The organism is Oerskovia sp. USHLN155, from assembly GCF_037145535.1.
GTDB lineage: Bacteria > Actinomycetota > Actinomycetes > Actinomycetales > Cellulomonadaceae > Oerskovia > Oerskovia rustica.
The window spans coordinates 356,366-367,892 of record NZ_JBBCXG010000004.1 but is presented as its reverse complement, the minus strand read 5'-3'; the positions used below and the strand labels follow the sequence as shown (position 1 = coordinate 367,892).

Here is an 11,527-nt window from a genome sequence, read left to right as displayed (position 1 = left end):
CCCCCCGCGCCCCGCCCCGCCCGGCGCGCCCCCCCCCCCCCCCCGGCCCGCGCCGGCCGCCGGGGCGCCCCCCCCCCCCCCCCCCCCCCCCCCCCCCCCCCCCCCCCCCCCCCGACCCGGTGGATCAGGAGATGGTCGCGGCGAGCGTGACTTCCTGGCGCAGGTCGTGGTTCAGGTCGCCCGAGGCGTCGGCCGGGGTCACCGTGACCTCGAACTCGATGGGGGAGCCGGGCTGGTACTTGAAGTTCTCGCCGTAGGCGACCGACTGCCCCGGCGCGAGGACGAACGGCGCCTCGCCCGAGCCCGGGGCGACCGGGGAGTCGACGACACCGGCGGCCTCGAAGAGCGCGCTGTCGACGATGCTGTCCATTCCCTGCATGTAGGGCCAGTCGCCGTAGCGAGCGTCGACGCCCACGACCGTGTAGCTCAGGGGCAGGTCGGCGTCGCCCGTGTTCGTCAGGACGTAGTTGACGAACACGATCTCGTCGCCCGGGTTCAGGATGGGCTTGCCCGACTCGTCCGCGAACTGGCCGGTCTTCGTCGCGACCGCGGTGCTCACCTGGTAGACGTCCACGGTGAAGCCGTCGCCCTCGGCCGTGCCGAGCGTGGTGCCGACGACCTCGTTGGACGCGGCCCACGCGGGCTTGTCGCCCGTGCCCGCAGCGGCGGGCTCGGCCTCCTCCTCGGCGGGGGTCTCCTCCGCGGCCGGCTTCTCGACGCTCGAGGCCGAGGTGGTCTCCTCGGGGGCGTCGTCGCCCGCGCAGGCGGACAGGCCGAGGACGGCGGCGAGGGCGAGGGGCAGCGCGAGGGCTGCTCGTGACGTGCGCATGGGGACTCCAGAGGATCGACGAGGGAACGCTTCGATACTAGGAGTAGAGATCCGCGGCAGACGGCCATTCTGATGGTGAGAACTACCCATGTGAGATACCCGACGAGGGGCCGCGCGGCACCACGGGCAGGGGGCCACGGGATGAGAAGGAGGAGCGGTGGGGGGGGCCGCCCGGGGGGGGCGCCCCCCCCGGGGCCCCCCCGCCGGCGGGGCGCCCCCCCCCGGGGCGGGGGGCCCCCCGGGGGGGGGGCCCCGGTTTTGCCTGGTGGGGCGGGGGGGGGCCCGCGGGGGGGGCCCCCCGCGCGCGGGCCACCTCACCTCCTGCGTCAGCCGCCCAGGGCGTCCGAGACGACCTGCTTGGCCTCGTCCTGCACCTGCGTCAGGTGCTCGGCCGAGACGAACGACTCGGCGTAGATCTTGTACACGTTCTCCGTGCCCGAGGGGCGCGCCGCGAACCACGCGTTCTCCGTGGTGACCTTGAGGCCGCCGATCGCCGCTCCGTTGCCCGGCGCCGTCGTCAGCTTCGCGGTGATCTCCTCGCCCGCGAGGGTCGTCGACGTGACCTGCTCCGGGCTGAGCCTCGCGAGCGCCGACTTCTCCTCGAGCGAGGCCGGGGCGTCGACGCGGGCGTACCAGGACTCGCCGTAGTTCTCGACCAGCCGGGCGTGGTGCTGCGACGGGGTCTTCCCGGTGGTCGCGAGGATCTCCGAGGCGAGCAGCGCGAGGAGCAGGCCGTCCTTGTCCGTGGTCCACACCCCGCCGTTCTTGCGCAGGAACGACGCGCCTGCGGACTCCTCGCCGCCGAACCCGACCGTGCCGTCGAGCAGGCCCGGGACGAACCACTTGAACCCGACCGGCACCTCCTCGACGCGGCGCCCCAGCCCACCGCCGACCCGGTCGATGAGCGACGAGGACACGAGCGTCTTGCCGATCGCGGCGTCCGGGCGCCACCCCGGGCGGGCCCCGCCGTACAGGTAGTCGATCGCGACCGCGAGGTAGTGGTTGGGGTTCATGAGGCCCGCGTCCGGGGTCACGATCCCGTGGCGGTCCGAGTCCGCGTCGTTGCCCGTCGCGATGTCGAACGTCGAGGTCGCGTCCGGGTCCGTCATCTTCTGCACGAGCGAGGCCATGGCGTACGGCGACGAGCAGTCCATGCGGATCTTGCCGTCCCAGTCGAGCGTCATGAACGCCCAGCGCGGGTCCACCTGCGGGTTCACGACCGTCAGGTCCAGCCCGTAGCGCTCACCGATCTCGCCCCAGTACTCGACCGACGCCCCGCCCAGCGGGTCGGCGCCGATCGAGACGCCCGCGCCGCGGATCGCGTCGAGGTCCAGGACCGAGGCCAGGTCGTCGACGTACGCCGTCAGGAAGTCGTGCCGGTGCGTGGTGTCCGCCGTCAGCGCGCGCTCGAACGGGACGCGCCGGACCTGCCCGACGCCCGAGCGCAGGATCTCGTTCGCGCGGTCCGCGATCCAGCCCGTCGCCTCCGAGTCCGCCGGGCCGCCGTGCGGCGGGTTGTACTTGAAGCCGCCGTCGCGCGGCGGGTTGTGCGAGGGCGTCACGACGATGCCGTCCGCGAGCGCGGGGCCGCTCGTGCGGACGCCCTCCTCGGTGGCCGCACCGTTGTGCAACAGGATCGACTGCGACACGGCCGGCGTCGGCGTGTACGAGTCACGAGCGTCGATGTACGTCTGGACGCCCGCCGCCGCGAGGACCTCGATCGCGGTCTGCCACGCGGGCAGCGACAGGGCGTGCGTGTCGCGGCCGATGAACAGGGGGCCGTCGGTGCCCTGCGAACGCCGGTACTCCACGATGGCCGCGGTGATCGCGACGATGTGCGCCTCGTTGAACGCGTGGTCCAGGCTCGACCCACGGTGGCCCGACGTCCCGAACACCACCTTCTGCGCGGGATCGTCGACGTCGGGGGAGAGGTCGTAGTAGGCGCCGACCACGGCGTCCACGTCGATGAGGTCCTGGGGCTGGGCGGGCGTACCGGCGCGTGGGTCCATGGACCGATCCTGCCACTGGTGGGGGTGTCGGTGCCGCCCCGGTCGCGGTGCCGAGCATGCGGTCGTCGTCATGATCGGGCCGGATCTGGACGACAACCGCATGGTCGACGAGCGGCAACCGCATGGTCGGCACCCCTGGCCCGTGAACGCGGCCCGACGACGTCTCGTCAGAAACGTAGGCTGGTCACCATGTTCCCGCCTCAGGTACCCACGACCGACGTGTCCGAGCTCGACGCCGAGCACCCCGTCCCCGAGGGCGTCGTGCTCCTCGACGTGCGCGAGCAGGACGAGTGGGACGCGGGCCACGTGCCCGACGCCGTCCACATCCCCCTCGGCGAGCTCCCCGTCCGCTGGGGCGAGCTCGACCCCGACGTGCCGATCCTCGTGATCTGCCACTCGGGCGGCCGGTCGGCGCGCGCCGCGGCGTGGCTCAACCAGGGCGACTTCGACGCGACCAACCTCGACGGCGGCATGGTCGCGTGGTCGCAGCGAGGGTTCCCGGTCGAGCGGTAGAGGACGCCGCGGCAGACCTGCCGTGCCGGGACCGCAGCAGCGTCATCTCGGCCGTGCCCTTCGGTCCTACTACACTTCCCCCATGGCCAAGAACTCGACGCCCGACTTCGTGCTGCGCCCCTTCGAGGGCCTCCCCGGGGAGACCGACTGGGTCGCCCTGCGAGAGGTCGTCCCGTCGGCCTCGGCACCCGCCCGCACGACGAAGGAGCTCGGTGCGCGCGACGTCCTCGTGGTGACGGTCCTTCCCGCCGGGTGGGCCGCGCTGCACCGCCAGGACGGCACGATCCTCCTGGCCCTCCAGACCATCGCAGGGTCCGGGGACACGAGCCGCGACCTCGCGGCCGCCCTCCTGGAGGCCATCGAGGCCGAGCCGGGCACGTCGATCGAGCTGGGCGAGCTGCCCGGCCCGGGTCCGCGCCTGCAGGACGTCCTGGACCTGTCGGTGCCGTTCGACGTCACGGTCCACGACGACTTCTCGTTCTGGCTCGACCCCTCGACGGACGTCACGCCGGACCTCAAGGCGTCGCTCGACCAGGCGTCGGAGTCGATCGTCCCCACGGTCAAGCTCTCCTCGGTCGAGTCGGCCTACTGGTGCTCGATGAGCCGCGAGTTCCTGCGCTGGGCCTGGCCCGTGGGCGAGGAGGCGCTGATCGACGCGATCTCACGTCTGCACGCCAAGCGGGAGTCCGGCCTCGGTGGTGGCAAGTTCGTCGGCGCGTTCCGTTCGAGCGGTCTGCTGGTCCCGGTGTGGGAGCTGCCGCGCGGCACCGAGGCGGCCGACGTCGAGGAGCCCGCGAAGGAGCTCAAGGCGAAGCTCGACGCGGCGCTCGCGGTCACCGAGCCGCTCGACGCGAACGAGCGCCGTGCGCGGGCGGGCATCGTGTCCCGTCAGGTCACGCTGCGCTGATCTCGGCGCCGAGGGCATAGAGGTTCGGCAGGGGGCGACAGCACCCGGGCGGCGCCGGTACGGCGCCCGGGTGCTGACGCCCCCTTCGCCTGCGCTCTCCGGCGTCACCCGGGCACGCCCCGAGGGTGCGTGCTCTCGGCACGGTCGCGACGTCGCGACCGACCGCCGAGCGGGCGCAGGCAGCAATACCTCGTCAAGAACCCGGGCACACCGTTCCCGGGGGCGGCCGTGACTTTGCCACCAAGAGTGTGGCAAACTGCGGGAAACTCTTTGCACTACTAGGCTGGACGGCGTGAACGCGGACCATCGGTCGACCGAGTCAGGAAAGAACACCACCACCGGAACCACCGGCGAGACCGTCGGCGTCCCCGCGAACGGGACGCACGCGCTCCCGGTGGCCAAGACCCCGCGTCCCGCGCCGCTCGCAGGCGGCGGACGGCAGAAGCAGCGCGTGGCGGTGATCATCCCCGCCAAGGACGAGGCGCGCCGCATCGCGGCGACCGTCCGCGCGGCCAAGGCGATCCCCCACGTGGACCTGGTCCTGGTCGTGGACGACGGCAGCGAGGACAGCACCCAGCACGTCGCGCGCGAGGCGGGCGCCGTCGTCGTGCGGCACTCGCACAACCGCGGCAAGGCCGCGGCCATGGAGACGGGCGCCGCGGTCGTCGCGATGCGCGACGTCGCCGACCGGCCCGCGCGCCTCCTGCTCTTCATCGACGGCGACCTGGGGGAGACGGCCGTCAACACGTCGCCCCTCGTCGACCCGGTGCTCAACGGTGCCGCGGACATGTCGATCGCCCTGCTCCCGCCGCAGCCCGGTGCGGGTGGCCGCGGCATCGTGGTGGGCGCCGCGCGCCGCGCGATCCAGTCGATGACGGGGTGGACGCCCACGCAGCCGTTGTCGGGCATGCGCTGCCTGACACGTGAGGCCTTCGAGGCTGCGACTCCGCTCGCCCGCGGCTGGGGCGTCGAGACCGGCCTGACGATCGACCTGCTCCGCAAGGGGTACGTCGCGGTCGAGGTGCCGTGCGACCTGCACCACCGGCCGTCCGGCTCGGACCTCAAGGGTCAGATCCACCGCGCGAACCAGTACCGCGACGTGCAGCTCGCGGTCGGGGCGCGGCGCGTGCGCAGCGCGATCGACGCGCTGAGCGGCAACAAGCACTCGAAGTAGTCCTTCACGACGAAGCGCCCGGGCGGTCTCCGCCCGGGCGCTTCGTCGTCCTACCTGCCCGACGCCGCAGGTTCAGCCGCGTCGCCGGGGGCGGCTGCGTCGTCGGGCAGGGGAGGCGTGACGCCCGACGACGCCGCTCCCGTCCGCGCGGACTCGTCCCCCGGGAGCACGGGCGCGCTCCGCAGGGCCAGCAGCCCCACGAGGGGGACCGCCGTGAACAGCATGACCGTCGCGATGCGGACCCCGTAGTCGTTGACGACGGCCCCGCCGAGGGCGGCCAGCAGGAGCGCCAGCAGCAGCGGCCGCAGGATCGGCCACTGCTCCTCGGTCCGCGCGAACCACCTCGGGTTCCAGCGGAGGGTGCGCCACAGCATGAGCGCGGTCGCGATCACGATCACGAGCGTGAGCCAGGCCGGGACGCCGCTCGTGACCGTGCGCAGGGCGTACCCGGCCTTGCGGGCGATCGTCTCCCAGGCCGTGCCGTCGATGACGGACTGCACGAAGATCCCCAGGTGCGAGCGCTCGGCCACGGGCTGCATCCAGTCGAGCACCCCGATCACACCGACGAGCAGCACTCCGGCGACGCCGATCAGGAACAGCCGCTGCCACGTCACCCGGACGTTCGCGACGTGGAGCACGAGGACCGCGCACGCGGGCACGAGGACGAGCCCGCCGCCGACGTCGGCCCCGAGCGTCGGCCAGAGGTCGACCACGGTCGCGACCGCGCCGATCCCGGCCGTGGCCAGGACGGCCATGACCTTGTGCCCGCGACGCAGGAGGATCGTCGCGACCGCCGCGGCCGTGAAGAGCGCGGCGACGACGTACACCGAGTAGGTCGGGTTGCCGTAGCCGTAGAACCGGCCGCCGAGCGTCGGGGACGGGCCGAGCGGGCTCCCCCTGTGCAGGGGCGTCCCGAGGACCGCGTCGAGGGTCAGGACCGCGAACGTGATGCCGGCGATCAGGGCAGGGCCCGCCCAGGTCGGGCGGCGTGGCGCGAGCCCGCCGATGCCGGCGACGATCGCGGTGCAGCCGATCATCGCGGCCCACATCGCGGCGCTCGTCGCGGAGAAGCGCCACCATGCCCAGGTCGTCATGAGGAAGAGCCCGGCGGGCATCGCGGCGAGGAACAGCAGGGTGCCGTCGGCGACCCGTCGGGCGACCTGCGCGGACCGGGGGCGCTTGGTGGCCAGCCGAGGGACCAGGAACAGGGCCGCGGCGAGGATCGCGAGCGCGATCCACAGCGGGATCGTCGTGACGCTTCCCGCGACCCCGCGCAGCGCGTGGTCGCGCAGGGTCAGGTCGGCGAGCTGGTCGACGGACGTCGCGACGTCGGTGGGTCGCGGTGCCGACGACACGAGGGGCGCACCGGTGAACTGGGACGGCTGAGGCACGGTCGCCGCGTCGAGGACCGTCGTCGGGACGTCGAGCAGGCGCACGACGCCTTCCCACTTGGTCGATGCGGCGGAGAGGAACCGTGGTGTGGACTCGCCGGCCGCGTCGGCGAGCGCGACCCCGAGCGTGGGGCGGGCGCCCGCAGGGTTCCCGACGTCGACGACGAGGACCGTCGCGGGCGTCGGGCTGGCCCGCAGCACGCGCCGGACGGTCGAGTCGATCGCGCGGAGCTGGGTCTCGCGCAGCTTCGTCTGGGCCTCGGCGGCGGCCTCGGCCTCCTCGGCGGTGACGGCCGGCTCGGCCGGCTCGCCGTCGGCCGTCCCGTCGACGTCACCGACGTCACCGACGTCACCGACGTCGCTGGTCTCGCCGGTGTCGCTGGTCGGCAGCGTGCCGAACGGCGCAGCGCCCGCGTCCACCATCGTCACGGGGCAGGAGAAGGCAGCGGCCGGGTCCGCCAGAGCCTGCTCGACCCCGAGGTAGCGCTCGACGCTCCCGTCCGTGCCGGCCAGCGCGAGCGCCGCCCCGGGGCCGACGGCGGTCGCGCACACCCCGCCGTCGGCGAGCTGGTCGCCGAGCACCCCGAGACGAGGCTTGAACTCCGAGGAGGCCTGGAGCGTCGTGAGCGGTTCCCAGCCGGAGACCGTGGCGGGAGCCGGCTCCGTGGACCCGTCGTCGGCGGGTGCTGCGGGCTCCACGCGCCACGGGGCGCACCCCCACGTCCCGTCCTGCACCTCGCCGGTCACGGGCGCGCGGCCGGCGGAGAGCGCGAGCCAGCCCGCCCCGGCGCACTGCCCGCTGCGGCCCGTCACGCCGGGCGAGATGCCGCCTGCGCTCGCGCCGTCGCGCATCATGCCCCACAAGGTGGGGGTGACCGCGGGGGAGAGGTCCGTCCAGCGCACGCCCGACGTCCCGACGACGACCACGGGCGTGCCCGGCGCGGCGACGAGCTCGCCCCGTCCCGAAGGCACCGCACCGGCCGCCGGGAGGCTCTTCGGGGCCGGGACCACGACGAGGGCGAGCAGCACGACGGCGAGGAGCGCCCCACCGACGGAGAGGACGACGGCGGGCATGCGCCGCACGGGGGCGTCGGTCCGTGGGTCGACGACCTCCGTGCCCGGTCGACCGTCGGCGAACCACGCGGCGCCGAGCAGGCATGCCGCCATGACCAGGGTGAACGCGGCGACGACGATCCCCGAGTCGTTGGCCAGGGTGCCCACGACGGCGACCGTCACCACCGAGACCACGGTCGTCCGGAGGTGAGGCCACGTCTCGTACTGCGCGCGGAGCCCGGCCGGGCGGAAGCGGACCGGCCCCACGAGCACGAGACAGGCGGCGACGCACAGGAGCGTCACCGCGGCGCCCCCGAGGTTCGCGACCGTGGCCCAGGCGCCTGCGGCCTTGGACGCGATCACCCCGAGAGCGTCGCCGTCGAGGACGTTTCCGAAGAACGTGCCCAGGTGCGAGGGCTTGCCCGGTCGAAGCCAGTCGATCGCGGCCACGAGCCCGACGACGACGACCGTCAGGACGGCCGCCGCAGCGACCCGTCGCACGGTGAACCGGGCGCCCGCGACCCCGACCACCAGCACCGTGAACGCAGGGACCAGAGCGATGATGCCCCCGAAGTCGGCACCGAAGGCCGGCCACCCGTCGATGACGACCGTGACGACCCCGATCACGGACGTCGCGACGATCGCGGCACGGCGTCGGCCCAGGGCACCGAGCCAGGCGGCGACAGCACCCGCGAGGACGAGCGCGCTGGCCGCGTAGACCGCGAACGTCATGTTGCCGAACCCGTAGAAGCGCGCCCCGAGGGACGGTGTCGACCCGAGGATCGAGCCCTGCTGGAGCACCGTGCCCGTGAGCCCGTCGACCGTCAGGATGAGCCACGTGATGCCCGCGGCCGACGCGGCGAGCCGCCACCGGCCCGGGGGCAGCGCACGCGAGAGGACCCAGGCAACGAGCGCGACCGCGACCGTCCCGACGACGCACCACAGCGCCGCCGTGAAGGTCGGTGCCGACGAGACCCACCACCGGGACAGGGCCGCGAGGTACGCCCCCGCCGGAGCGGTCGCGGCGAGCAGCAGGGCCGCCACGGCGAGTCGCGTCGCGACCGGGCCCACGCCCGCACGGCGGCGTCGACCCAGGAGCACCCCGCCGACCGCCGCCGCGGCGAGGAGCACCACGGCCCCGACGAACATCGGCATCACGAACGTCGACGTGTTGCTCATCTCGGTGAGGTAGCGACGGTTCTCGACCGTGCGCTCCGTGCTCATGCGGCGCTTCTCGTCGACCTCGAGCGGGGACCCCTGCAGGTCGGAGACGTCCGCTCCCGCGTTCGCCCCGATGGTCGCCGCCAGGTCGGCGAGCGTGACGATCCCGGGCCGACGGGTCGAGGCGGAGGCGAGCCAGCCGGCCGTGGTCGTCCCCTTGCGCCACTCGACGACCACCTGGAGCCCGTGCGCCTCGACCGGCGTGTCGGAGACCCCGGCGACGACGACCGTCGACCCCGTGGGCACGGTGTCGACCAGGTGGCTCAAGGTCTCGTCGAGGCCCTGGAGGGCCTCACGCCGTTCCGTCGGGTCGGACGGGAGCTCGCCGAGGTCGACGACCGTCACGGGGCACCGGGTGAGGTCCTCGGGTGACAGAGCAGTCAGGTCGGTCGCGTACCGCGAGACGGCACCGGTCTCGTCGGCGAGCGCGATCGCCCCGCCGGGGCCGACGGCCGTCGAGCACGCCCCCGTCGCCGAGATCCGCGTGCCGAGGGTTCCCGGCGTCCCGGTCATGGCGTGCGTGACAGGGGGCGACGACTCCACGGTCGGGTCGACGGTCAGCGACTCCCACCCGACGACCTGCCCAGGACCGACCGTCCCGGGGGTGCTCGACTGGACCGTCGGCATCGGGAGGCAGTCGAGCGGTACGTACGAGCCGGACTCGTCCGACTCGGGGTCGGGCGGGAGCTGGTCGGGGTCGTCGCTCGGGACGGGCTGGGGCGGGAGGGGCTTGCCGCCCGTCGAGAGCGTCAGCCAGGCGTCGACCGGGCACGTCACGGTGGTCGCGGTCCGCACCGAGATCGACGCCGCGGACCCCTCCCGGAGCATCGTCCACAGGGTCGGGGTGGACGTCTGGCTCACGTCGGACCAGTGGAGCCCACCGATCCCGACGACGACCGTCGGCTTCGTCGCCGGCTCGCCGGCCGTCGGGGTCGCGGCGACCGCTGCTGCGGGCAGCGCCGTCCCGACGAGCGCCGTGAGTGCGAGGAGCAGTGCGACGAACCCGCGGCGACGGGTGCGACGAGTGGTCTGTACGGGGGCCGGTTTCGTCACCGGACCAGCGTACGGGGGTCGCCGCGGGTGACCCGCCGAAGCGGGCGCGCGGTCACCGATCCTCCACACGGTCGGCGCACCTTGGACGAGGGCAGGGCCGATCCGGTGGGGTCGGCGTCGTGCTGCCGGTCAGTCCCTGCCGGGAGCGCTCTGGCCACTGCCGCCCGGCGCGTCAGGCTGCGGTGCGGCGCCGTCGTCGTCCTCGGTGAGGCCTCGCGTCGCGGGTGAGCCCCTGTCGGGGGCGGGTCCGGTCGGGGCGGCAGGATCGGTGGGCTCGGCGCGCGCGGCTCGCTCCGCGGGCCGAGCCGGCGGCGGGGCCGCCGCCGTGTCGCCCGACAGGTAGCGCAGCCAGCCGGAACCCGGGTCGCCCTCGATGACGAGCGCCCGGGTGAGCAGGGTCAGCGGGATGGCGAGGATCGCACCCAGCGGGCCGATGACGAGCGTCCAGAACACGACCGAGAAGAAGCTCAGCGTGAGGCTCAGGTTCACGGCGTCGGCCACGAACTTGGGCTGCACCAGGACCTGCAGGACCACGTTGACGACGCAGTACACGGCGACCACGCCCAGCGCGAGCGGCCAACCGCCCACGACGAGCGCCATGACCGCCGGCGGGACCAGACCGAGCACGAACCCGATGTTGGGCACGAAGTTCGTGACGAACGCGAGGATCGCCCAGACCGCCGGGGCCGGGACCCCCATCCACCACAGCGCCAGGCCGTCGATGATCGCGACGACCGCACCGAACGACGCGTTGACCACGAAGTAGCGGCGGACGCCCGAGTTGTACGCCGTGATGCGGTCGAGGGTCGCGGGGCGCTGCCCCCCGAAGCGCGAGCGCGCGTCCTGGTAGCGCGTCGCGTCGGCCGCCATGAAGATCACGTAGGCGAGCACGAAGAAGAAGGCCGTGAGGACCGACATGACGGTCCCCCCGATCGTCGCGGCGAAGCCCGCGATCGTGCTCGGGTCGAGCCACGACGTCACGGCGTCCGTGACCTGCCCCTCGACACCGAACGACTCCAGCCATGTCGTGGCCTGCGAGACCATGGCCGACAGGTCGTCGAGGTACTGCCCCACGAGGTCCGCGAACTGCACGCCCGCGAACGCGAGGAGCGCCGCGAGCGCGCCCAGGATCAGGTAGGCGACGACGATCGTCGCGGTCGTGGCCGCCCACCGGGGCCACCCGCGCCGCTGGAGCGGGGCCCGGACAGGCTGCACGATGATGACCACGACCGCAGCGAGTGCCAGGGGGCCGAACAGGCTGCGCGCGAAGTAGACCCCCGCGAGGACGATCACGGCGGCGGCCAGGCTGAGCAGGGTGCGGGTCGAGGGGGCCAGACCTGGCGGACGAGCGGCGTCCTGCAGTGCGGTCATCTGGGC

Annotated in this window: 7 protein-coding genes; 3 read left to right on the top strand and 4 right to left on the bottom strand. The window is 73.9% G+C overall.

What is annotated here, in order from left to right:
* Window positions 1-124: 124 nt before the first annotated feature.
* A complete protein-coding gene (locus WFH32_RS07940; RefSeq protein ID WP_191796574.1) occupies window positions 125-829 on the bottom strand; it encodes a hypothetical protein in 705 nt (234 codons plus the stop codon).
* Window positions 830-1,155: 326 nt separating this feature from the next.
* Window positions 1,156-2,838, bottom strand: coding sequence for a phosphoglucomutase (alpha-D-glucose-1,6-bisphosphate-dependent) (gene pgm, locus WFH32_RS07935; protein WP_191796573.1), 1,683 nt, complete (start codon window positions 2,836-2,838; stop codon window positions 1,156-1,158).
* Between the two features lie 189 nt (window positions 2,839-3,027).
* On the opposite strand from pgm, the gene WFH32_RS07930 reads away from it, so the two are divergent.
* The 3 genes from WFH32_RS07930 to WFH32_RS07920 all read left to right on the top strand — a co-directional run bounded on the left by WFH32_RS07930 (window position 3,028) and on the right by WFH32_RS07920 (window position 5,432).
* Window positions 3,028-3,351, top strand: a complete 324-nt coding sequence (locus tag WFH32_RS07930; protein ID WP_138826601.1) for a rhodanese-like domain-containing protein — start codon at window positions 3,028-3,030, stop codon at window positions 3,349-3,351.
* Window positions 3,352-3,433: 82 nt separating this feature from the next.
* Window positions 3,434-4,258 carry a DUF5926 family protein gene (locus tag WFH32_RS07925; protein WP_191796572.1) on the top strand — a complete coding sequence of 275 codons (825 nt, stop codon included), beginning with the start codon at window positions 3,434-3,436 and terminating at the stop codon, window positions 4,256-4,258.
* 394 nt (window positions 4,259-4,652) lie between these two features.
* Window positions 4,653-5,432 (top strand): glycosyltransferase family 2 protein, encoded by a 780-nt coding sequence (locus WFH32_RS07920; protein ID WP_336706831.1) that lies wholly within the window; start codon window positions 4,653-4,655, stop codon window positions 5,430-5,432.
* Between the two features lie 50 nt (window positions 5,433-5,482).
* On the opposite strand, the gene WFH32_RS07915 is transcribed toward WFH32_RS07920, so the two are convergent.
* Together WFH32_RS07915 and WFH32_RS07910 are read right to left on the bottom strand one after the other, a co-directional pair.
* On the bottom strand, window positions 5,483-10,150 hold the full coding sequence (locus WFH32_RS07915) for a hypothetical protein (RefSeq protein ID WP_336706819.1): 4,668 nt from the start codon (window positions 10,148-10,150) through the stop codon (window positions 5,483-5,485).
* Window positions 10,151-10,279: 129 nt separating this feature from the next.
* Window positions 10,280-11,521 carry an AI-2E family transporter gene (locus WFH32_RS07910; protein ID WP_191796570.1) on the bottom strand — a complete coding sequence of 414 codons (1,242 nt, stop codon included), beginning with the start codon at window positions 11,519-11,521 and terminating at the stop codon, window positions 10,280-10,282.
* Window positions 11,522-11,527: the final 6 nt, after the last annotated feature.

Coding starts and splice junctions, on each gene's coding strand:
- WFH32_RS07910 (WP_191796570.1), bottom strand. CDS start 11,521: ATGACCGCACTGCAGGACGCCGCTCGTCCGCCAGGTCTGGCCCCCTCG.
- WFH32_RS07925 (WP_191796572.1), top strand. CDS start 3,434: ATGGCCAAGAACTCGACGCCCGACTTCGTGCTGCGCCCCTTCGAGGGC.
- WFH32_RS07930 (WP_138826601.1), top strand. CDS start 3,028: ATGTTCCCGCCTCAGGTACCCACGACCGACGTGTCCGAGCTCGACGCC.
- pgm (WP_191796573.1), bottom strand. CDS start 2,838: ATGGACCCACGCGCCGGTACGCCCGCCCAGCCCCAGGACCTCATCGAC.
- WFH32_RS07940 (WP_191796574.1), bottom strand. CDS start 829: ATGCGCACGTCACGAGCAGCCCTCGCGCTGCCCCTCGCCCTCGCCGCC.